21 protein-coding genes and 1 riboswitch are annotated in these 21,526 nt (G+C 71.5%); of the genes, 7 read left to right on the top strand and 14 right to left on the bottom strand.

Annotation, left to right across the window (positions count from 1 at the left end; all coding sequences use genetic code 11):
- Nucleotides 1-26: 26 nt before the first annotated feature.
- A riboswitch (FMN riboswitch) is annotated at nucleotides 27-185 on the top strand.
- An 85-nt stretch (nucleotides 186-270) separates the two neighbouring features.
- Entirely contained in the window at nucleotides 271-732 is a 462-nt protein-coding gene (locus tag STVA_RS17555) for a 6,7-dimethyl-8-ribityllumazine synthase (RefSeq protein ID WP_123693685.1), read from the top strand.
- A 9-nt stretch (nucleotides 733-741) separates the two neighbouring features.
- Here the strand turns inward: STVA_RS17555 and STVA_RS17550 are convergent, their stop codons facing one another.
- From STVA_RS17550 to STVA_RS17505, 10 genes are all read right to left on the bottom strand, one after another.
- Complete coding sequence (locus STVA_RS17550) at nucleotides 742-1,314, bottom strand: DUF488 domain-containing protein (RefSeq protein ID WP_123693686.1); 573 nt, start codon at nucleotides 1,312-1,314, stop codon at nucleotides 742-744.
- Nucleotides 1,311-1,808, bottom strand: a complete 498-nt coding sequence (locus tag STVA_RS17545; RefSeq protein ID WP_123693689.1) for a GNAT family N-acetyltransferase — start codon at nucleotides 1,806-1,808, stop codon at nucleotides 1,311-1,313. The genes STVA_RS17550 and STVA_RS17545 overlap by 4 nt, the downstream gene beginning before the upstream one ends.
- A gap of 5 nt (nucleotides 1,809-1,813) precedes the next feature.
- Nucleotides 1,814-2,446 (bottom strand): glutathione S-transferase family protein, encoded by a 633-nt coding sequence (locus STVA_RS17540; protein ID WP_123693691.1) that lies wholly within the window; start codon nucleotides 2,444-2,446, stop codon nucleotides 1,814-1,816.
- Nucleotides 2,447-2,461: 15 nt separating this feature from the next.
- Nucleotides 2,462-4,786, bottom strand: a complete 2,325-nt coding sequence (locus tag STVA_RS17535) for a xanthine dehydrogenase family protein molybdopterin-binding subunit (protein ID WP_123693693.1) — start codon at nucleotides 4,784-4,786, stop codon at nucleotides 2,462-2,464.
- A 19-nt stretch (nucleotides 4,787-4,805) separates the two neighbouring features.
- On the bottom strand, nucleotides 4,806-5,702 hold the full coding sequence (locus tag STVA_RS17530; RefSeq protein ID WP_123693695.1) for an alpha/beta hydrolase: 897 nt from the start codon (nucleotides 5,700-5,702) through the stop codon (nucleotides 4,806-4,808).
- 8 nt (nucleotides 5,703-5,710) lie between these two features.
- A complete protein-coding gene (locus STVA_RS17525) occupies nucleotides 5,711-6,217 on the bottom strand; it encodes a hypothetical protein (RefSeq protein ID WP_123693697.1) in 507 nt (168 codons plus the stop codon).
- A complete protein-coding gene (locus STVA_RS17520) occupies nucleotides 6,214-7,392 on the bottom strand; it encodes a vWA domain-containing protein (protein ID WP_123693699.1) in 1,179 nt (392 codons plus the stop codon). Before STVA_RS17520 ends, STVA_RS17525 begins: the two co-directional genes overlap by 4 nt.
- A gap of 16 nt (nucleotides 7,393-7,408) precedes the next feature.
- Entirely contained in the window at nucleotides 7,409-8,254 is an 846-nt protein-coding gene (locus tag STVA_RS17515) for an AAA family ATPase (RefSeq protein ID WP_123693701.1), read from the bottom strand.
- Nucleotides 8,255-8,331: 77 nt separating this feature from the next.
- Nucleotides 8,332-9,504, bottom strand: coding sequence for a multidrug effflux MFS transporter (locus STVA_RS17510; RefSeq protein ID WP_123693703.1), 1,173 nt, complete (start codon nucleotides 9,502-9,504; stop codon nucleotides 8,332-8,334).
- On the bottom strand, nucleotides 9,501-10,682 hold the full coding sequence (locus STVA_RS17505) for a multidrug effflux MFS transporter (RefSeq protein WP_170216645.1): 1,182 nt from the start codon (nucleotides 10,680-10,682) through the stop codon (nucleotides 9,501-9,503). The genes STVA_RS17510 and STVA_RS17505 overlap by 4 nt, the downstream gene beginning before the upstream one ends.
- 132 nt (nucleotides 10,683-10,814) lie before the next feature.
- Here STVA_RS17505 and STVA_RS17500 point away from each other — a divergent pair, with 132 nt between their 5' ends.
- The 5 genes from STVA_RS17500 to STVA_RS17480 all read left to right on the top strand — a co-directional run bounded on the left by STVA_RS17500 (nucleotide 10,815) and on the right by STVA_RS17480 (nucleotide 15,786).
- Nucleotides 10,815-11,972 carry a benzoate/H(+) symporter BenE family transporter gene (locus STVA_RS17500; RefSeq protein ID WP_123693958.1) on the top strand — a complete coding sequence of 386 codons (1,158 nt, stop codon included), beginning with the start codon at nucleotides 10,815-10,817 and terminating at the stop codon, nucleotides 11,970-11,972.
- Nucleotides 11,973-12,051: 79 nt separating this feature from the next.
- Nucleotides 12,052-13,170, top strand: a complete 1,119-nt coding sequence (locus tag STVA_RS17495; RefSeq protein ID WP_197735662.1) for an ABC transporter permease — start codon at nucleotides 12,052-12,054, stop codon at nucleotides 13,168-13,170.
- Nucleotides 13,171-13,178: 8 nt separating this feature from the next.
- Nucleotides 13,179-14,003, top strand: coding sequence for an ABC transporter ATP-binding protein (locus tag STVA_RS17490; protein WP_123693707.1), 825 nt, complete (start codon nucleotides 13,179-13,181; stop codon nucleotides 14,001-14,003).
- 11 nt (nucleotides 14,004-14,014) lie between these two features.
- Nucleotides 14,015-15,103: an MlaD family protein gene (locus STVA_RS17485; protein WP_123693709.1), complete on the top strand. Its 1,089-nt coding sequence runs from the start codon at nucleotides 14,015-14,017 to the stop codon at nucleotides 15,101-15,103.
- On the top strand, nucleotides 15,103-15,786 hold the full coding sequence (locus tag STVA_RS17480; protein ID WP_123693711.1) for an ABC-type transport auxiliary lipoprotein family protein: 684 nt from the start codon (nucleotides 15,103-15,105) through the stop codon (nucleotides 15,784-15,786). The genes STVA_RS17485 and STVA_RS17480 overlap by 1 nt, the downstream gene beginning before the upstream one ends.
- Here the strand turns inward: STVA_RS17480 and STVA_RS17475 are convergent.
- From STVA_RS17475 to STVA_RS17460, 4 genes are all read right to left on the bottom strand, one after another.
- Nucleotides 15,752-16,084 (bottom strand): hypothetical protein, encoded by a 333-nt coding sequence (locus STVA_RS17475; protein WP_123693713.1) that lies wholly within the window; start codon nucleotides 16,082-16,084, stop codon nucleotides 15,752-15,754. The genes STVA_RS17480 and STVA_RS17475 overlap by 35 nt on opposite strands.
- An 11-nt stretch (nucleotides 16,085-16,095) precedes the next feature.
- Nucleotides 16,096-17,106, bottom strand: coding sequence for a TAXI family TRAP transporter solute-binding subunit (locus tag STVA_RS17470; RefSeq protein WP_123693715.1), 1,011 nt, complete (start codon nucleotides 17,104-17,106; stop codon nucleotides 16,096-16,098).
- Nucleotides 17,107-17,221: 115 nt separating this feature from the next.
- Nucleotides 17,222-18,106 (bottom strand): FecR family protein, encoded by an 885-nt coding sequence (locus STVA_RS17465; RefSeq protein WP_123693717.1) that lies wholly within the window; start codon nucleotides 18,104-18,106, stop codon nucleotides 17,222-17,224.
- On the bottom strand, nucleotides 18,106-19,224 hold the full coding sequence (locus tag STVA_RS17460; protein WP_142235802.1) for a hypothetical protein: 1,119 nt from the start codon (nucleotides 19,222-19,224) through the stop codon (nucleotides 18,106-18,108). Before STVA_RS17460 ends, STVA_RS17465 begins: the two co-directional genes overlap by 1 nt.
- 150 nt (nucleotides 19,225-19,374) lie before the next feature.
- Here STVA_RS17460 and STVA_RS17455 point away from each other — a divergent pair, with 150 nt between their 5' ends.
- Complete coding sequence (locus STVA_RS17455) at nucleotides 19,375-21,516, top strand: CHASE2 domain-containing protein (protein WP_142235801.1); 2,142 nt, start codon at nucleotides 19,375-19,377, stop codon at nucleotides 21,514-21,516.
- The last annotated feature ends 10 nt before the right edge of the window (nucleotides 21,517-21,526 follow it).

The raw sequence follows: 21,526 nt of genomic DNA, 5'->3' as shown, positions 1-21,526 counted from the left end.
TTCTGTCGCCGGGGCATCCCGGCGGCGAACGTTCTCGGGGCGGGGTGAAACTCCCCACCGGCGGTGATGGGGCGGCCTGGCCGCGCCTTAGCCCGCGAGCGCCCGGCGGCCCTTGGCGGCCGGGGTCAGCAGATCGGGTGCGATGCCCGAGCCGACGGTCACAGTCCGGATGGAAGAGAACGGGCGGAATCCGCTGCCGGGCCACTGCGCCCGGCGGGGCGGGCACTTCCCGTGCGCCCTTCTGGTCATACGAGGCCGAGGAGCACACCCATGCATCAGCGTATCGCCTTCATCCAGTCCTGCTGGCACCGCGACATCGTCGACCGCTGCCGCGACGCCTTCCTGGCGGCCATGGCGCGGGCGGGCCACCCGCGCGACGCCATCGACCTCTTCGAGGTGCCGGGCGCCTTCGAAATCCCGCTGCAGGCCAAGCTGCTCGCCCGGACCGGCCGCTACGGCGCCATCGTTGGGGCCGGCTTCGTCGTCGATGGCGGCATCTATCGCCACGAGTTCGTGGCCGAGGCGGTCATTTCCGGCCTCATGCGCGTGCAGCTAGATACCGAGGTACCCGTGCTGTCGGCCGTCCTGACGCCCAAGCACTTCCACGACCATGAGGAACACCGCCGCTTCTTCTTCGACCATTTCGTCGTGAAGGGCGAGGAGGTGGCATCCGCCTGCGTGAAGACCCTGGCCAACATGGCAGCGCTACGGCCGGTGCCGGCGGCGGCGTAGCCGGCCCGGCTACTTGCGATAGGCGATCTTCTGCCCCCGGATGTCGTAGGCGCGCGCCAGGGCATCCGGGGCCAGCACGTCGCCCTGCACGGTGCCGGTCTCGCGCATCAGGCGGGCATCGGCGTCCGCGCCCGTCTCGACCGTGCCGTCGTAATGGATGTGCGCCAGCGCCAGCCCGCGCCGGGCGAGGTGCCGGCCGACCAGGATGCAGCGGTGGCAGGTGAGCGGGTCGCGCTCCATGCACAGCAGTGCCACATGCCGGTCGGCCGCACCCTTCCGAACCCGGTCGAGGCCGGCCTGGAACAGCGGGGTGGCGGCCAGCCGGTGGTAGTCGACGGCGCCGTCGCACCAGCAGGACGGGTCGTCGGTGCGTGCCCCCAGCTCGGCGCCCAGGAAGACATAGGCGATAGCGGCTCCCTCCAGCGACTGGCGCAGCGGGTCGCGGCGGAACTGCGGGGCGAAGCGGGAGTAGGGGCGGGAGCGCACGTCGGCCACCGCGTCCACGCCGTGGGCTTTCAGGATCTCCACGAAGCGGCCGATCGGATGGTTGGAATGGCCGATCGTGTGGACGGTGGCGGTCATAGCCGCCGCCGGAAGAAGTGGCGCTGCATGTCCGGCAGGAAACGCTCGGCGACAAACCCGGCCTTCTCCAGCACGCGCCGCGACCCGGGATTGTCCGGATGGGCGAAGGCAACGACCTCGCCCAGTCCGTGCGCGGCGCGGGCGACTTCTAGGCTGGCCCGGGTCAGTTCGCTGGCGTAGCCCCGGCCCCAGCAATCCGGCGTGAAATAATAGGCGATCTCGACCCCCCAGCCGGGGTCGAACGGGTCGTTGTAGAGCCCGCCCCAGCCGACGATGCGGTCGTCGTCGAGTGCACGCACGGTCCAGGGCGCGATCCCCGTCCGTCGCCGCTGCCATTCATGCCCGGCGACGTGACGGCGGCACGCCCGCAGGCTCCGCTGGCGGTGCGTGTGCTGCATGGCCTCCGCATCCCCCATGAAAGCGAACAGCGCCGGCACGTCCGACAGGACCGGCGGGTCCAGCCGCAGCCGCGCCGTGGTCAGCCGGGCCGCCATCGCGGTCAGTAGTAGGGCGCGGACAGTCCCTCGACCGCGAACATCTCGCGCACCGCCGGCCGGCTGGCGATGCGGGCGAGATAGGGGCCGAGGTTGGGCATGTCGCGCGCCTTGCGCGGCAGGTTGCGCGACCAGCGCGCCAGCATGAAGAGGAAGGCGTCGCCGATCGAGAAATGTTCGCCCACCAGCCATTCGCGGCCGGCCAGTGCCGCGTCCAGCGGGGCGAACATGGCGGCCAGCCGCTCCTCGATCCGCACCCGTGCTTCCGACTGGTGCGAATCGTCGGCCACCCGCTCGGGGTAGAACCAGATCATCAGGTCGGCCTGGATGGTGTTGGTCAGGAACATCAGCCACTGGTAGAGCCGCGCCCGGTCGGGGTGGCCGACGGGCGGGGCGAGCCGGGCTTCCGGGTGGCGGTCGGCCAGGTAGAGGCAGATGGCGGCCGCCTCGAACAGCACGAGGTCGCCATCGACCAGCGTCGGCAGGCGGCCGAGCGGGTTGAGGGCCAGGTATTCCGGCGTCTTGTGGGCGCCGGCGTCGCGGTCGACGAAGACCATCTCGTGCGGCACGGCCAGTTCGCGCAGCAGGATGTGGGGTGCCATCCCGGCTGTGCCGGGGCTGTTATAGAGGCGGTACATGGCCGGTTCCGGTCCTTATCTGGCGTGGATCGTCCGCCACAGCCGCTCGGGCGTCAGCGGCATGTCGACATGGCGGATGCCGAGCGGCTTCAAGGCGTCGACGACGGCATTGACGATGGCGGGCGGCGCCCCGGCGCAGCCGGCCTCGCCGGCACCCTTCACGCCCAGCGGGTTGGCGGGTGCCGGGTCCTCGCGCATGTGGAAGGCGAAGTTCGGCACGTCGTCGGCGCGCGGGATACAATAGTCCATGAACGAGCCGGACAGGAGCTGGCCCGAATCCGCGTCGTAGACCGTGTGCTCGAACAGCGCCTGGCCCAGCCCCTGGGCGACGCCGCCATGGACCTGGCCGCCCAGCATCAGCGGGTTCAGGACGCGGCCGAAATCATGGACGATGGTGTAGCCCACGACCTGGGGGCGGCCGGTCTCGGGGTCGATCTCGACCTCGGCGACGTGGCAGCCGTTGGGGTAGGTGTAGCCCGGCACCTTGAAGCGGTTGTCGGCATCCAGGCCCGGTGTGGTGCCGGGCGGCAGGCGGGCGGGATCGTGGGCGGCCGCCGCCACGTCGCGGAAGCTGACGCGCCGGTCGGTGCCGACGATCGAGAAGGTGCCCTCCTGGAACTCGATGTCGACCTCGGCCGTCTCCAGCAGGTGGCTGGCGATCGCGCGCGCCTTGTCGATGACGGTGCGGGTGGCGCCATGCACGGCGCTGCCGCCCATCACCAGCGAGCGGGAGCCGCCGGTGCCCTGGCCGTGCTTCACCCGGTCGGTGTCGCCCTGGATCACGTCGATATGCTCGATCGGCAGGCCCAGCATCTCGGCCACGATCTGGGCATAGGCCGTCACATGGCCCTGGCCGTTGGCCATGGTGCCGACCAGCACGGTGACGCGGCCGTCGGGCGCTACTTCCAGCGTGGCGTCCTCGTGCGAGGCGCCGGCGCAGCGCTCGACATAGAAGGACATGCCGATGCCGCGCAGCCGGCCGGCGGCCTTGGCCGCGGCCCGGCGGGCCTCGAACCCGTCCCAGTCGACCGCCGGCAGGGCGGTGTCGAGGTTGGCTTCGAAGTCGCCGGCATCGTAGGTCAGCCAGATCGGCGTCTTGTAGGGGATCTGGGCCGGTCGGATGACGTTGCGACGGCGCAGCGCCACGCGGTCGATGCCGAGCTCGGCCGCCGCTACGTCGACCAGCCGCTCCACCAGGTAGACCGCTTCCGGCCGGCCGGCGCCGCGATAGACGTCGGTCGGCACCGTGTTCGTGAAGACCCCCGTTACGCGCAGATGGATGGCCGGCGTGGCGTAGGCCCCGACCAGGGCGGGCGCGTTTACGGTCGGCGACAGCAGCCCCTTGTTGGCGATGTAGGCGCCGATATTGGCCGTGGTGGTGACGCGCAAGGCCAGGAAGCGGCCATCGGCATCGACGGCCAGCTCACCCCGCGTGCGGTTGTCGCGCGCGTGGGCGTCGGTCAGGAAGGCGTCGGCGCGGTCGCCGATCCATTTCACCGGCCGTTCCAGCCGGCGTGCGGCCCACATCACCAGGATCTGCTCGGGATAGAGCGAGTTCTTGATGCCGAAGCTGCCGCCGACGTCGCGCACGACGACGTGGATGTCGTCCTCCGGCACATGCAGGACATGCTTGGCCAGTTGTTCCTTCAACTGGTGTGGCATCTGGCTGGCAGTTGCCAGCCGGTAACGCCCGTCGACCCACTCGCCCGTCGCACCGCGCGTCTCCATGGAGGCGACGACGACGCGGTTGTTGACGACGTCCAGCGTGACGATGCGGGCGGCGGCCGCGAAGGCGCGGTCGGTCGCCGGCCCGTCGCCCGTCTCCCAGTCGAAGCAGGCATTGTCCGGCATGTCGGCATGCACCCGGGGCGCATCGTCGGCGCGCGCGGCCTCCGGATCGACCACGGCCGGCAATTCGTCCCACTCGATCTGGATCAGTTCGGCGGCGCTGCGGGCGGCCTCGATCGTCTCGGCCACCACCATGGCGACGCCGTCGCCGACATAGCGCACCGTGTCATGGGCCAGCGCCGGCCATGCCGGCAGAAGGTTCGGGCGGGCGGGTGCCGTGCCCGCGGGCCAGGGCGGCTGGTAGGTGCAGGGAATGCCGCCGATGCCGTCCGCCAGCAGGTCGGCGCCGGTCAGGACGGCGACGACGCCATCGGCCGCCGCGGCCTCGGCGATGTCGATCGAGCGGATGCGGGCATGGGCGTGGGGCGAGCGCACCATCCAGGCATGGGCCAGCCCCTCCGGGCTGTAGTCGTCGATGAAGCGGCCGCGACCCGTCAGCAGCGACTGGTCCTCCTTGCGGCGCACCGGCTGCCCGAAGGCGTTCTGACCCATGGCGGTTTCCTCTGGCCTCTCAGCCGGCAAGATGCTGGACGAACCAGTCGCGGGCGGCACCACCCGCCTCGGCCAGTCCGGCGATGTAGGGATCGAAATGGCCACCCGGCAGCAGCACCAGGCGCTTGGGCTGCAACGCGCGCTCATAGGCCTCCAGCATCAGGTCCGGCGGCGTCAGCCGGTCATGCGGGGCGACGATCAGCAGCAGCGGCGTCGGCGAGATGCGGGGGACATAGACGCCGGGCTCGTACTCGCGCGCCATCTCCAGCGTACGCAGCGTCACCTGGTTGCGCCAGGAGGGCGCGCGCGTCGTCGACCCGTCGAAGAATTCCCAGCAGTCGGCACCAGGCAAGGCGCAGGGCGCGGCGGGGTCGGCCGCCACCACCGGGAAGAGGCCGGGCGGCTCGCCGCGGAAGCGCGCCTCGCGGTCGGCGTCGAAGCGGGCGAGCAGGCCCGGAAGCTGGTCCGGCCGCACCCGCCGCCGGCCGCTCTCCGACCCGCTGATGTGCGGCACCTGGGCCACCACGCATTTCACCCGCCGGTCGATCGCGGCCACCACCAGCGCGTGGCCGCCGGAATAGCTGGTGCCCCAGACGCCGATGCGCTCGCGGTCGGTGGTGGCGAGCGTGGCGGCATAGGTGATGGCCGAACGATAGTCGCGCACCTGGGCCCAGGGGTCCATCTCCTGGCGCGGCTCGCCGTCGCTGGCGCCGAGGTTGCGGTGGTCGTAGACGAGCGCGTTCAGCCCGGCGGCGGCGAACATCTCGGCGAAGCCGTCGAGATACTGCTCCTTCACGGCCGAAAAGCCGTGCGCCATGACGATGGTCGGGGCGGGCCCGGCGGCGCCCGCCGCCCGGTAGAACCAGCCGCGCAGCGTCGTGCCGTCGGCGTCGAACTCGATGTCGCGGCGATCCATGATCGTCCTCACTCCCGCCGGATGGAAACGTCGCGGCCCAGCAGCGGGCTGGAACAGACCACGCCCTTGCCATCGCCGGTGGTGCCGACGGTCGCGCGGATCTCGAACATGGCGTCCACCGTCTCGTCCCAGCCGGGATCGACACGGAACTGGTCGAGGCCGGGATACGAAAAGAGCCCCGCCCAGGCCGATGCCGGCCGGTAGGGTTCGCCCGTGTCGGGATGGACCGCGGCCGCCCGCTTCAGCTCGCTCACGATCGTGCGGCAGCGCGCCTCGGTCGCCGGGTCTTCCTCGGCATAGGCAAAGACGACGATGCGCCCATCTTGGGCGCCGGCCCAGCCGACGAAGCCGAGCGGCCGGCCGGTCTGGTTGACGAAGCCTTCCAGCCGGGCGAGCGACAGGTCGAGCAGGCTGGCGGGGCGGCCGCGCAGGGCGTCCAGCACCGCATCCGGCTTCTGTGCTGCCGCCGGCACGGCAACCAGACCCAGCAGGCCGGCCAGCAGCAGCCGTCTCAATGCCCCAGTTCCCGCATCGCCTCGTCGAGGCCGGCCAGCGTCAGGGGGAACATCCGCCCTTCCATGCGCTGGCGCAGCATCTCGATCGATTGCAGGTAGGACCAGCGCTCCTTCGGCACCGGGTTCAGCCATACCGCATGCGGCCAGGTCGACAGGATGCGCTGCATCCACACCTCGCCCGCCTCCTCGTTCCAGTGCTCGACGCTGCCGCCGGCCTGGACGATCTCGTAGGGGCTCATGCTGGCGTCGCCGACCAGGATCACCTTGTAGTCGGGGCCGTAGGTGCGCAGCACCTCCTCGGTCGGCGTGCTCTCGACCCGGCGGCGTTGGGCGCTCTTCCACAGCCGCTCATAGACGCAGTTGTGGAAGTAGAAGAACTCCATGTGCTTGAACTCGGTCTTGGCGGCTGAGAAGAGCTGCTCGCACAGGCGGATATGGTCGTCCATCGACCCGCCGATATCGAGCAGCAGCAGCACCTTCACCGTGTTGTGCCGCTCGGGCACCATGCGGATGTCGAGCCAGCCGGCATTGCGCGCGGTCGATCCCACCGTGCCGGGCAGGTCCAGCTCCTCGGCGGCCCCCTCGCGGGCGAACTTGCGCAGGCGGCGCAGCGCCAGCTTGATCTCGCGCGTGCCGATGACGACGCCGTCGTCGAGGTCCTTGAACTCGCGCTTGTCCCAGACCTTCACGGCCTTGCGCTGGCGGCCCTGGTCCTGGCCGATGCGCACGCCCTCCGGGTTGTAGCCATGGGCGCCGAAGGGGGAGGTGCCGGCCGTGCCGATCCACTTGCTGCCGCCCTGGTGGCGGTCCTTCTGCTCCTCCAGCCGCTTCTTCAGCGTCTCCATCAGCTTGTCCCAGCCGCCCAGCGCCTCGACCTGCGCCATCTCCTCGGGCGTCAGGAACTTCTCGGCCAGCTTGCGCAGCCATTCCTCGGGAATCTCGGCCGCGATCTCGCCGTCCACGCCCTCCAGCCCCTTGAAGACGCGGCCGAACACGCGGTCGAAGCGGTCGATATGGCGCTCGTCCTTCACCAGGGCGGCGCGCGACAGGTAGTAGAACTCCTCGATGTCGAGGTTGGTGACGCCCGCCTTCATCGCCTCCAGCAGCGTCAGGTACTCGCGCAGGCTGGCCGGCACGCGCGCCTCGCGCAGCTCGGTGAAGAAGCGCAGGAACATCTGCGACTGCCGGCGGCTAGTGGCGTTCGCGCCGGTTGAGGAAGGCCAGCCGCTCGAACAGGTGCACGTCCTGCTCGTTCTTCAACAGCGCGCCATGGAGCGGCGGGATCAGCTTGGCCGGGTCGCGCTGCTTCAGCACCTCGGGCGGGATCTCATCGATCATCAGGAGCTTCAGCCAATCCAGCAGCTCGGACGTCGACGGCTTCTTCTTCAGGCCCGGCACGTCGCGGATCTCGTAGAAGAGGGCCATCGCCTCGCGCACCAGCTCGTTGCGGATGTCGGGGAAATGCACGGCGACGATGCGCTCCATCGTCTCGCGGTCGGGGAAGCGGATGTAGTGGAAGAAGCAGCGGCGCAGGAAGGCGTCGGGCAGCTCCTTCTCGTTGTTCGACGTGATGACGACGACCGGCCGCACCTTGGCCGCGATGGTCTCGCCCGTCTCGTAGACGTGGAACTCCATCCGGTCGAGCTCGAGCAGCAGGTCGTTCGGGAACTCGATGTCGGCCTTGTCGATCTCGTCGATCAGCAGGACGGGTGGCGTCTCGGCCGTGAAGGCGTCCCACAGCTTGCCGCGCTTGATGTAGTTGCGGATGTCGTGGACGCGGGCGTCGCCCAACTGGCCGTCGCGCAGGCGGGCGACGGCGTCATACTCGTAGAGCCCCTGCTGCGCCTTGGTCGTCGACTTGATGTGCCAGGGGATGAGCGGCCGGCCGAGTGCTGCCGCGATCTCGTGCGCCAGCACGGTCTTGCCGGTCCCGGGCTCGCCCTTCACCAGCAAGGGGCGCTGGAGCGAGACGGCGGCGTTGACCGCGACCATCAGGTCGGGCGTGGCGATATAGCTGTCGGTACCGGTGAAACGCATCGGGCAGGGGCCATCGGGCGGGGGACGGGGAGTCGAAGGGCCGATTGTGCGGGAAACGGCCGGCCGTGCCAACCGCGTCAGCGGCGCAGCAGCACCAGATAGACGGCGATCGACCCCAGCGCGAAGGCCGCCATGAACAGCGTCATGGTCAGGGTATCGGTGCCGATGACGGCCGTGGCGTAGCGCCCGGCAAGCGCGCCGCCGGCCGACTGGGCAGCCCCGATCAGGGCCGACACGGTGCCGGCGCGCTCGGGCAGGGCCGCCAGGGCGCCGGCGATGGCGTTGATGCCGACGAAGCTGGTGACGGTCTTGAAGAGGAAGAGGACCACCAGGAAGCCGGCCAGCCCCCCGGCGTCGGTCCATGCGACCAGCACCAGCACGCCCGCCATCCCGGCCAGCACCGGCAGGGCCAGGCGAATCAGCCGCTCGCTGCCGAAGTGGGTGACGAGCCGGCCGTTGAGGGCGGCCCCGGCGATGAGCCCGCCAACCTCCACCATGATGATGAAGCCGAACAGCTCGACCGGCACGCCGCGCCCCTGGATCATCACGAAGGGGGAGGCGCAGACGAAGACCATGACCGCCGTCTGCAGCACGATGTTGGTGGCGACATGGCCGATGGCGGCGCGGTCGCGGAAGACGTCGAGATAGAGCCGGGCCACCTGCCAGACCGGCAGCCGCACCCGGCGCTCGGGCGCCAGCGTCTCGGGCAGGCGCAGGAAGGCCAGCGTGCCCATGGCGATGCCGAACAGGGCCATGGCGACCGGCACCGCGCGCCAGCCGCCCTGCAGGACGAGCTGGGCCGCGACCAGGGGGGCCGCGATCGGCATCACCCCCATCAGGCTCGTCATGTAGGAGAGCTGGCGGGCGGCGGCGTCGCGCTGGTGCAGGTCGCGGATGACCGCGCGCACGATGACGGGCGAGGCCGAGGCCCCCAGGCCCTGGACGAAGCGCCAGAACACCAGCGCCTCGAAATCGGCCGCCAGCGACGCCATCAGGCTGGCGGTCGAGAACAGGCCGATGCCGGCCAGCAGCGGCCCGCGCCGGCCGAAGCGGTCCGACAGCGGGCCATAGGCGAGCTGGCCGATCGCCATGCCCAGCATCAGCCCGCCGAGTGCGGTCTGCGCCTCGCCTGCCGTCAGCCCGAAGGCCACGGCCAGGCCGGGCAGCAGGGGCAGGAAGCCGTCGACGCTGAGCGCGCCGAAGCCGGCCAGCGCCGCCAGGAAGACGATGCCGGGCGGGCGGCGGGTCATCGCGACCCCGCCATGCGCGGCGCGCAGAGGCGGTGGATGGCAATTCCGGCGAGCGCGAAGGCGGCCATGAAGAGCGCCATCGCCAGCAGGTCCTGGCCGATCGCGGCCGTGGCCCAGCGCCCGGCCAGTGCGCCTGCCGCGAACTGCCCGGCCCCGATCAGCGCCGAGACGGTACCCGCCCGCTCCGGCAGCTCGCCCAGCGCGCTCGCGATGGCGTTGATGACGACGAAGCTGAGCGCGGTCTGGAACAGGAACAGGGCCGGCAGGAAGGCCGCCAGCCCCGCCGTCTCCGTGGCCGACAGGGCCAGCAGCGGCGACAGGCCCAGCAGCGCCACCTTGCCCCGGCGCATCAGCACCTCGGCGCCGAAATGGCGCACCAGCCGCCCGTTCAGCAGGGCGCCCGCCATCAGCCCGCCGATCGCCAGCGCGAAGACGAAGCCATAGAGCTCCGCCGGCACCCGCCCGCCGCCGATCAGGACGAAGGGGGACGCCGACAGGAACACGAAGAACGCCGTCGTCAGCACGATGTTGGTGGCGACATGGGCGATGCAGGCCGGGTGCAGGATCGCCTGGCGATAGCCCAGCAGCAGGTCGGACAGCGGCCGCCGCACCGTTCCCGCCCGCGGGTTCGTCTCCGGCAGGCCGCGCGCGACCAGCAGGATCAGCAGGACGCCATAGGCCGCCATGGCGGCGGGCACCGACCGCCAGCCGACATGGGTCAGCAACTGCGCGCCGATGAAGGAGGCGGCGATCGGGATCGTGCCCATCACCGTCGTCATGTACGAGAGCTGGCGCGATGCCTCGTCGCGGGCATGCAGGTCGCGGACGATGGCGCGCGCGATGACCGATCCGGCGGCCCCGCCCACCCCCTGGACGAAGCGCCACCCGACCATGGTGGCGAAGCTGTCGGCGGTGGCCGCCGCCACCGCCGCCACCGTGAACAGCACCATGCCGAACAGCAGCGGCCGGCGCCGGCCGAAGCGGTCCGACAGCGGCCCGTACAGCATCTGGCCGAGCGCAAAGCCGATCATCACCGCGCCGACCGCCATCTGCGCGTCCGCCGACGACACCGAGAAGGTGACGGCCAGCGCCGGCAGAAGCGGCAGGAAGCTGTCGATGGCGACCGCGCCGAAGGCGGTGATGCCGGCCAGCAGCACGATGCCGGGCTTTCTGGGCACGGTTCCGGACGGTGCCGGGTGGGGAAGGGGTCTGGACACCGCTGAGGGGGCAGTCGATTGGAAAAGGATGGCGATTGAAAGATGATGGCGATTGGGGCGTGGCCGGCCAGCATAGGATAGATTGCCGGCGACATGCGCACCTTCTCCGCCCAGGCCGCGACCGCGGGCCTGCTCGCCTCCTTCGTCGGTTTCGCCAGCTCCTTCGCGGTCGTCCTTCAGGGGCTGATCGCGGTGGGGGCATCGCGGGCCGAGGCCGCCTCGGGCCTGATGGCGCTCGCCATCGCCATGGGCCTTTGCGCCATCGTCCTCAGCCTGCAACGGCGCCAGCCGATCAGCGTCGCCTGGTCGACGCCGGGGGCGGCCCTGCTGGCGGCGTCGGGCATGCCGGCGGGCGGCTTTCCCGCCGCGGTCGGCGCCTTCCTCTTCTGCGGCGCGCTGATCGTCGTGGCCGGCCTGTGGAAGCCGCTCGGCCGCTGGGTCGCCTCGATCCCGGCCTCGCTTGCCAACGCCATGCTGGCCGGCATCCTGCTCGGCCTCTGCCTGGCGCCGGCCCGCGCCGTGGCGGCCCTGCCGCTCCAGGGCCTGGCGATCGTCGTCGCCTGGGCGGTCATGGCGCGCCTGCGCCGCATCTATGCCGTGCCGGCGGCCGTCGTGGTCGCGGCCGCCATGATCTGGCTGGGCGCGGACGGCGTGTCGGTGCCGCTGGCCGACATCTGGCCGCGGCCGGTGCTGGTGACGCCGGTCTTCGACTGGGCGGCGATGATCGGCATCGGCCTGCCGCTCTTCATCGTCACCATGGCGTCCCAGAACATCCCCGGCATGGCGGTGCTGCAGGTGAACGGCTACCGGCCGGAGCCGGGGCCGCTGTTCCGCACGACGGGGATCTTCAGCCTGCTCGGCGCCCCCTTCGGCGCACACGCCGTCAACTTGGCAGCGATCACGGCCGCCATGTGCGCCGGCCCCGATGCCCACCCGGACCGCGAGCGGCGCTATTGGGCCGCCGTCGTCGCCGGAATCGGCTACGTCGCCTTCGGCCTGGCCGCGGGGGCGGCCACCGCGTTCGTCGCGGCCGCCCCGCCGGTGCTGATCGAGGCGGTGGCGGGCCTGGCCCTGCTGGGCGCCTTTGCGGCCGCCATGATGGGCGCCGTCAGCGAACTCCGCGACCGCGAGGCCGCCGTCATCACCTTCCTGGTGACGGCATCCGGCATCGCCTTCTTCGGCATCGGCGGTGCCTTCTGGGGCCTGCTGGCCGGCGGCGGCATGCTGGCGCTGAGTAGGTGGCGTGCCTAGGCCGTCACGCGACGCCGGGTGAACCCGCCCCCAGACTCGTGCTAGGCACTGCAAGGTGCAGCAGGTTCGGGGTAGCCCCATGGCCGAAGCGGCCGTCAGGTCCGCCAGCGCCGGGGTCGGGACCGACCCCGGGGGCACGGTGCTGACCCTGGCAGGTCGGCTCGATGCCGACGGCACGGCCGCGGTGTGGGCGCCGGCGATGGCGGCTGCGGCCGGCATTGGCGGGCTGACCGTCGATGCCGGCGGGGTGGACTATTGCGACGGCGCGGGCGTGGCCCTGCTGGCCGCGCTGCGCTCTGCCATGGGCGACCGGCCATTCGCGATCCGCGGGCTGAAGCCGCAATTCGCCGCCCTGGTCGAACTGGTAGGCGAGGTGGCCGCACCCGAGGTCCGCGCCAGCCCCAGGCTGGGGCCGATATCGCGCCTGGGCCTGACGGCCTATCGCATGGGCGGCGAGATGCGCCGCCAGGTGACCTTCGTGGGCGAGGTGCTGGTCTATCTGGTGGAGGTCCTGCGCCGGCCGGGCCGCCTGCGCTGGAGCGACTTCATGATCGCGCTGGAGGCGGCGGGCGTGCGCGCCGTGCCGATCATGGCGCTGATGGGCTTCCTCATCGGCCTCATCATGGCCTTCCAGTCGGCGATCCCGATGCGCAAGTTCGGTGCCGACCTCTATGTCGCCGACCTCGTGTCGCTGTCGATGATCCGCGAGCTGGGGCCGCTGATGGCGGCCATCATGCTGGCGGGCCGCACCGGATCGGCCTTCGCGGCCGAGATCGGCACCATGAAGGTGAACGAGGAGGTCGACGCGCTGACCACCATGGGCCTGGTGCCCGTCCGCTTCCTGGTGGTGCCGCGCGTGCTGGCCGGCATCGTCGTCATGCCGTTCCTGGCGATGATCATGAACGTGGCAGGCCTGCTCGGCTGTCTCGTCGTCATGATGTCGCTGGGCTACCCGCCCATCACCTTCCTGCACCAACTGGTCGGCTCGACCGGCTATGGCGACCTGCTGGGCGGCCTCTTCAAGGCGGCCGTGTTCGGCCTGCTGGTGGCGGGGGTGGGCTGCATGCGCGGGCTGCAGACGACGACGGGGGCGGCCGCGGTCGGCGAATCGACCACGCGCTCGGTCGTCTCGGGCATCCTGCTGATCATCCTGGCGGACGGACTCTTCGCCGTCCTCTTCTTCTATCTCGACCTCTAGGCCGGGTGATGGCTGAAGATCCCATCATCACGGTCGAGCACATGCGCACCGGCTTCGGCCGCGCGGTGCTGTTCGAAGATTTGAGCTTCACGGTCGCGCGCGGCGAGGTCTTCGTCATCCTGGGCGGGTCGGGCTGCGGCAAGAGCACGCTGCTGAAGCACCTGATCGGCCTCTACGCGCCCTGGCAGGGCCGCATCGACATCGGTGGTCGCGACCTCGTGGGTGCGGGCGAGGACGAGCGGCTGGCCATCCTGCGCATGATCGGCGTCATGTACCAGCAGGGTGCCTTGTTCGGGTCGATGAACCTGATCCAGAACGTGCGCCTGCCGCTGGAGGAGTTCACCCGCCTGCCGGAGGACGCGCTGAACGCGGTGGCGCTGGCCAAGCTGAAGCTGGTGGGCCTCGACCGCTTCGCCTTCCACATGCCCTCGGAGATATCGGGGGGCATGCGCAAGCGGGCGGCCATCGCGCGGGCCATGGCGCTCGACCCGGAGATCCTCTTCCTGGACGAGCCCTCGGCCGGCCTCGACCCGATCACCTCGGCCGAGCTGGACGAGCTCATCCTCCAGCTCCGGCGCAGCCTCGGCATCACCTTCGTCGTCGTCACGCACGAGCTGGCCAGCATCTTCGCCATCGCCGACCGCGTCATCATGCTGGACAAGGAGGCCAAGGGCATCATCGCCGAAGGGCCGCCCGCGCAACTGCGCGACGAGAGCACGCACCCCTTCGTCCGCCGGTTCTTCCATCGCCAGACCGCCGAAGCCCAGGCGGTCGCGGATGCCGAGGCAGCCGGCAAGGCCGAAACCCCGCCCGCCACGGCACCGGCGGCATAGGAGAGAACGGGATGGCGGCACCCAGTCGCAACTACTTCCGGGTCGGGCTGTTCGTCTTCGGCGCCCTGCTGCTGATCATCGCCGGCATCATCGTGCTGGGCGGCGGCACGGTCTTCCAGAAGACGATCACGCTGGAGACCTATGTCGAGGAATCGGTACAGGGCCTGGATGTCGGCTCGGCGGTGCGCTATCGCGGCGTGAAGGTGGGCGCGGTCAGCCAGATCACCTTCGTCGGCACGGCCTACAAGCTGACGCCCGACGACCCGCGCTACTTCCAGGCGGGCCAGCTCGTCGCCGTCCGCATGCGGCTCGACGTCGACGCCATCGCCGGCGGCCAGGCCTCGGGCCAGGAGCTGGAAGGCATCATGCGCCGGCTGGTGACCAACGGCCTGCGCGTGCGCCTGGCCTCCCAGGGCGTCACCGGCACCTCCTACCTGGAGGTCGACTATGTCCCGCCGGAGCGCAACCCGGCCCTGCAGATCTCGTGGACGCCCGACTTCTTCTACCTGCCGTCGGCGCCCAGCGTGATCTCGCGCCTTAGTTCGGCGGTCGAACAGGTCTTCACGAGGTTGGAGGAAGCCGACCTGGAGAAGGTCGTGGTCGAGACCGGCCTGCTGCTGAGCGAGTTGCGCGAGACCAACCGCCGGGTCCAGGTGCTGGTCGGCGGCGAGAAGGTGACGGCGGCCCTGTCCGACGTGGCCGAATCGGCCAAGCATATCCGCAGCCTCGCCGCCTCTGCCGACGACACGGTCGGCCACGTTATGGTCGACCTGCGCGAGATCACCATGCGGTTGAACACCTTCTCGCAGGAGATCGCGACGCAGTTCAACGGCGCCACCATGCGCGCCATCGCACAGGGCGTACGCGACACGGTGGCCGACCTGCGCACTTCGGTGGCCGCACTGCCGGACATGGTGGCGACGGCCGGGCGCACCACCCGGCGCGCCGACAGCATCCTGGCCACCGGCCAGCAGGACCTGGAGGGGCTGCTGGTCAATCTCGCCGCCATCTCGCAGAACCTGCGGGAACTGACCGAGACGGCCAAGCGCTATCCGTCCCAGCTTCTCTTCGGCCAGCCCCCGCGACGGAGCGAACCCTGATGCTTTCCCCCATCCGCTGGGTGCCGGTCGCCCTGGCCGCCGCCCTCGCCGCCGCCTGCTCGTCGCCGCTGGAGAAACCGCCGATCGAGCAGCGCTACTACACGCTGGATGCGACCCGTCCCGAGGCCACCACGTCGGTCCCGCGCGGGGCCGACGTGGTGGCGGTGCGCCGCTTCCGCGCCTCGCCGGGCTATGAGGGGCGGGAACTCGTCTTCGCGACCGGGACGGGGCAGTTCCGCACCGATTTCTACAACGTCTTCTTCGCCCCGCCGGCGGCCATGCTGGCCGACGAGGCGCGGGAATGGCTGGACCGCAGCGGCCTGTTCCGGGCCGCCGTGCCGGCCACCAGCCAGGCCGACGCCCGCTATGCGCTGGAGGGCAGCCTGACGGCGGTCCATGGCGAGGCGACGGGCGGCGGCCATCAGGCGGTGCTGGACGTGCAGTTCCTGCTGCTCGACATCCGGGCGGCAGAGACGCCGATCCTGTTCCAGCGCCAGTATCGCCGGACGGCACCCGCAAGCGGGCCCGGCGCGCCCGCCCTGGCGGCCGGCCTGAATGCCGCGCTGGCCGATATTCTGGGGGCGCTGGAAGCCGACCTCGCCCCGGTCGTCAATCGTCCGCCGCCGGTGCCGTTGGCGGCGCCGACCGTCAGGGCGCCTGGCGGTCGAGCAGGGCGGCGCTGATCTCGCGCCACTCGTCCTGCAAGGGTGCGGTAGACTGCGGCCGGCCGGCGTGGCGATACCAGTAGCCGGCGTTGGACAGGTCGCCCTCGATCCGGTGCAGATGGGCATGCACCCAGGCACCGCTGCGGCCGTCGTCGGCCTGGGCCAGTTCGTGCGCGTGGCCCCAGCCCTCGCCCATGGCCCAGCCGCCCTTGCCCGCCCACCACAGGGCGGACAGGGCGTTGCCCAGCCCGCCTGGCGGCTGCGGCTCGGCCAGGCTGGCCTCGAACGCGGCCAAGGTGAGGTCGGGCAGGGGCATCGGCGTCTTCCTTACTTGGGCAGGAACAGCTCGTCGCGCGTGACCACCCCGGCGGCGGTGGCGGAGCGCACAGCGGCGTCATGCAGCGGCAGCACGTCGTTGTCCACCAGCAGCGACTTGGCCGTGATGCGGCGCAGCGACGGGTGCGTGCGCTTGAAGCGGTCGATATTGGCGCGCAGGCCCTCGCTGACGGCCGCCACCGTGGCGTCGCCCTGCCGCTCGGTCGTCGCCAGCAGCATCTGCAGGCCGACCGTCTGCACGGCTTCGGTCTGCCAGGGATAGGTGCCTGCCGGGATCGTCTCGCGGTCGATGGTCGGATAGCCCACGACGACGGCGTTGATGACCGGCCCTGCGGCCGAAAGCAGCCGCACGGGGCAGGCCGACGCGGCCGCTTCGACCGCCGGGTTGGGCTGGGCACCAATGAAGGCGACGGCATCGATGCGCGACTGGCAGAGCGCGTCGGCGTGGGTCCCGGACGGGATGGCGGCGACCCGCACGTCGCGTCCCACGGTCCAGCCATGGCTCAGCATCAGCCCGCGCATCGTCAGCTCGGTGCCGGAGCCCTCGACGCCGGGGTCGATGCGCTTGCCCTTCAGGTCGGCGAAGCCGGCGATGGCCGAATCCGCGCGCACGACCACCGTCAACGGCTCGACGCCGAGCGCCAGGACTGAGCGCAGGCTGCGGTCGGGCCCCTTGTCCTTGAACGGACCGACGCCAAGCTGGGCGGCCAGCGCCGTGTCCGCCTGGGTCAGCGCGAAGCCGGCACTCCCCCGCTGCAGCGCGAGCAGGTTCTCGACCGAGCCCTCGCTGGCGACCAGCGTGCAGGGCAGGGCGGCCGGCCCGGCGGCCACGGCCTCGCAGATGGCCGACCCGATGCGGTCGTAGGTGCCGCCCGGGACGCCGGCCCCGATGGTCACGACCGCGGCCGGGGCGTTGCCGGTCACCGGACCGGCGCCGGGCATGTCGGCGCAGGCCGAGACGAGGGAGGCAAGCGCGAGGAACGGGACATACCGCAGCATCATTTTGGGCACCGGAAAGAGGGCCGGGCGAACCCCCCGATGGGGCGCCCGGCGGGATTGCAGGTCGGTGGGGCCGGGCCGCCAGGGCCCGGCCGGTAGATCTGGCCCGATGTCGGGGTCAGTTGATGGTCTTGATCGGCGTGCCCGGCGCCACGGTGACCGGCCCGGTCGGCAACTGGCCGCCCGGCAGCACCGGCCCGGGCTGCACGCCGGTGCCGGGTGGGGTCGTCGGCACGATGCCGGCGGTGGGATTGGGCTGGCGCAGCCGGTCGCGGATCACCTCGGCCGGCAGGGTGCCGTCGATGACGATGCCGCCCTTGGTGTCGACGCCGGACGGCAGCGGCATGTCGCCCACCGTGGCGAGCTGGCGGCCGGTGGGTGCCAGCACGCGCAGCCGGTTGCGCACGGCATCGGACGGCGGCGCCGGCGGCGTCGGCGCCGACTGCCGGTTGGAGACGGTGGAGGCGAGGCCAACCCGGTCCAGCGCCTCGATCCGGCCGGAGCCTATGGCGCGCAGGTCGGCCGCGCCCTCGACCACCATCACGGTCGTGGCGCCGTCGCGGGCGACCAGGATGTCCAGCACCGTGCCGCGCACGCCCACCGTGGCGACCGGCGTGCGGATCTGGAAGGCGCGACTGTCGCCGCGGCCGGACACGAAGCGCAGCACGCCGTGCGTCGCCTCGATGACCACCGAATGGCGGCTGCGGTCGGGGTCGTAGACGAAGGTGTCCAGCACCACGGACGAATTGGGTCCGACGGTGATCGTCGTCTCGTCCAGGAACATGATCTGCGTCCGGCCGTCCTGCCCGGTCTCGATCCGTTCGTTCTGGAACACCCTGTCGCCGACGCTGAGCGTCCGGTCGGCGCCGCCGAGTGCGGCCTGCACCTTGTTGACGACGATCGCACTGACCCCGATGTCGCGGTCGGCGGCGACGGCGGCGAGCGGCAGGATGGCCGCACCCGCGGCCAGCCCGCCCAACAGCAATGGAACCATGCGGCGCATCAGAACCTCCGATAGACCACGAGGCTGACCGTGTGGTTGGTGTATTCCTTGTCGGCCTCGTTCGAGCGATTGTTGTCTATATAGTAGCGCAGCACGACCGACAGGTCTTGTTCCAGGAATCCGGTGCCGATCAGCCGCAATCCGGGGCTCAAACGCCAGTCGCGACGGTCGTCGTCGCCGGCCACCGTCGCCGATGCATATTGCCGGTGCTCGATCGTCAGCTCCGGCCCGGCATGGATCTGCTGGAACCCCGCGACCGGCCCGAACAGGGGCGCCATGTAGAAGCCGGCCGCACCCGCCGACCAGTAGCGATAGCGGTGGCCCTCGCCTCGGGCGGCATTGTAGGCGATCTCCGGGTCGACCGTCAGGCGGTCGCCCGTGGCCAGCAGCCCGTTCCAGGCCAGTTGCGGCCGCAGCCGCAGCAGCGCGCCGTCGCGGCCCGGATAGCGGTCGTCGAAATCGGCATAGGACACCAGCGTGTCGATGGCGCGCAGCGGCCCCATGTCGCGCAGGGCCAGTTCCACCCCGCCATAGGCGGATGCGAAGAGGGGGCCGTTGCCGAGCCTGGCATATTCCAGCCCGAACAGCGGTCGTGCCTCGCCCCACCGGCCGATATCCAGGACTGGCCCGGTGTCGGCCCCGGCATAGGCCAGCGATCCACCGCTGAAGGTGCGATAGAGGCGCCCCTGGGCATTCAGCCGGCTGCGCCAGCGCTGGCCGAACAGCATGCGTTCGTCCTCCAGCCGCAGCACGCCCACCGCCGACAGGTCCTCGTTGCCGGACAGCCCGTCGTCGAACAGGCGCGGGTTGCTCTCGAACTGGGCGCCTAGGCCGACGATCAATTCGGTGCGCGAAGCGCCCTGGGCCGTCTGCCGGCCGCCGCCGGCCAACCTCTGCAGGCCCCGGCGGGCATCGCGGTTGGCGGGTTCGACCGATAGAACCCGCTCGTAGGCCATCATCGCCTTGCGCGGGTCGCCCTCTGCCTCGACGGCGCGTGCATAGCGCAGGTTGAGGCCGACATCGGTGGGGCTCGCCAGAAGCGCGCGGAACAGCGCACGCGCGTCGTCACCTTGCGCCGCGGCCGGGCCAGCGAGCCCGATGCCAAGGAGCAAGGCCATGACGATGCTGGCGAATCGACCCCCCTTGCTGGTCACCGCACCCCGTGCCATCGACGCCGAACTTGCTGTGAAGCCCTACACCGGGCCATCGTCCGGCTCAAGGCTGTTGGGGATAACGGAGCTGTCGGGGGACCGGGGATTGCACCGCTGGTGGGGGCGACGGGGTACGGCTGGGCGGGGACGGGGCGACGGGGCGGTGGCCGGGTGGGCCTGGTGCAGGCCGCCGTTGCCGCCGCGATCCTGATCGCGCTGTCGCTCGTGCGGGCGGGCGATCCGGTGGTGCTCGAATCGCTGCGGTTGGCCGGGTTCGACCAGCTCCAGCGCTGGTACCCGCGCGAGGCCGAGCCCGTGCCGGTGCGAGTCGTCGATGTCGACGAGGCATCGCTGTCGCGTATCGGCCAGTGGCCCTGGCCGCGGTCGGTGCTGGCCGATCTTTCGACCCGGTTGACCGAGGCGGGGGCGGCCGTCGTCGTCTTCGACATGCTCTTCGCCGAGCCCGACCGCGGCGAGCGGGGGGCGGACGGGGCGACTGCCAGCGACCGCCGCTTTGCAGAGGCCTTGTCGGCGGGCCGCGGCGTGCTGGGCATGGTGCTGGTGGCCGAGCCGACGGGGGCAGAGCGGCCGACCAAGGCCGGGATCGCGGTCGTGGGCGCGGACCCCGTGCCGGGCCTGGCGCAGTTTCCGGGCGCGGTCGGCGCGCTGGCGCCGCTGGCGGCGGCAGCCAAGGGCGAGGGCGCGATCAATGTCGTGCCCGATCGCGATGGCGTCGTCCGCCGCCTGCCGCTCTTCCTGGCCCAGGGCCAGCGCGCGATCCCGTCCCTGTCGGCCGAGGCGCTGCGCGTCGCCCAGGGGGCAGCCGGCCATGTCCTGCGCAGCGAACCCGACGGCCGCATCACCGCGCGCATCGGCAACCTGATGGTGCCGCTCGATGCCCGGGGCGAGATCTGGCTGCGCTTCGCCGCCGCGGCCGAGGGCGCCCGCACGCCCGCTTGGCAGGTCCTGGACGGCAGCGGCGCGGCCGCCACCATGAAGGGGGCGATCGTGCTGGTCGGCTCCAGCGCCGCCGGGCTCAAGGACCTGCGCGCGACCCCGGTCGCCCAGGCCGTGGCCGGCGTCGACATCCAGGCCGAGGCGATCGCCGGCATGCTGCTGGGGCAGGGCCTGATCCGCCCGACCTGGGCCGCCCTGGCGGAGGCGGGGTACGCTGCCCTGATCGTGCTGCTGGCGATGGCGCTGGCGGCCTGGCGCGGGCTGCCGGCGGCGGCCGCTGCCACGCTGGCCGGCCTGGGCGGGGCTGCCGTCACCGCCGCGCTCGCCTTCTCGGGCGAGGGGCTGCTGCTCGATGCCAGCTATCCCATGCTGGCGGTGCTGCTGGCCTTCGCCGGGCAGTCGGCCGTCCTCTACCAGCGCCTGGAGAGCGAGCAACGGCGGGTGCGCGACGCCTTCCAGCACTATCTGTCGCCGGTGCTGGTGGAGCGTCTGGCCGCCCGGCCGGACCAGCTCGTCCTGGGTGGCGAGACCCGGCGGCTCACGGTCCTGTTCTGCGACATCCGCGGCTTCTCGCGCCGCGCGGGCGGGCTCGACCCGCAGGTGCTGACGGCCTTCGTCAACAGCGTGATGACACCCCTGTCCGATGCCGTGCTGGAGTCCGGCGGCACCGTCGACAAGTTCATGGGCGACGGGCTGATGGCGTTCTGGAACGCGCCGCTGGACGAGCCCGACCATGCCGCGCGCGCCTGTGCAGCCGCCCTCGACATGGCCGGCCGCATGCCGGCCATCAACCAGGCGCTGGAGGCGGTGCTGCCGGCCGCCATGCTGCCGGTCGAGGTCGGCATCGGCATCGACACCGGCGATTGCTGCGTCGGCAATTTCGGATCCACCCGGCGGTTCGACTATTCGGCCCTGGGCGAGACGGTGAACTTCGCCGCGCGCTTCGAGGGCCTGTCGCGGATCTATGGCGTGCCGATCGTGGTGGGCGAGGCCACGCGCGCGGCCGCCCCGGCGCTCGCGATGATCCCGCTGGATGAGACGGTGGTGCGGGGCGCGGTGCGGCCGGTCACCGTCCATGCCCTGCTGGGCGATGCCGAGCAGGCTTCGGCCGGGGGATTCCCGGCGCTGTCGGCAGCCCACGACGACTTGCGCCGGGCGATGGCGGCCGAGGATCGTATGGCGTCGGAGGCTGCACTCGAGCGCTGCCGCACGCTCGATGCCGATGGGCGGCTGGCGCAGTTCCACGCGGTGATGGCGGCCCGGATCGCCGCCGGTGGCCCGCTGCGGGGTGTCGGGCTATGATGGGGGCCGA

The organism is Stella humosa, from assembly GCF_006738645.1.
In the GTDB taxonomy this organism is placed as follows: domain Bacteria; phylum Pseudomonadota; class Alphaproteobacteria; order ATCC43930; family Allostellaceae; genus Allostella; species Allostella humosa.
This window is presented reverse-complemented; position numbering and strand designations above follow the sequence as displayed.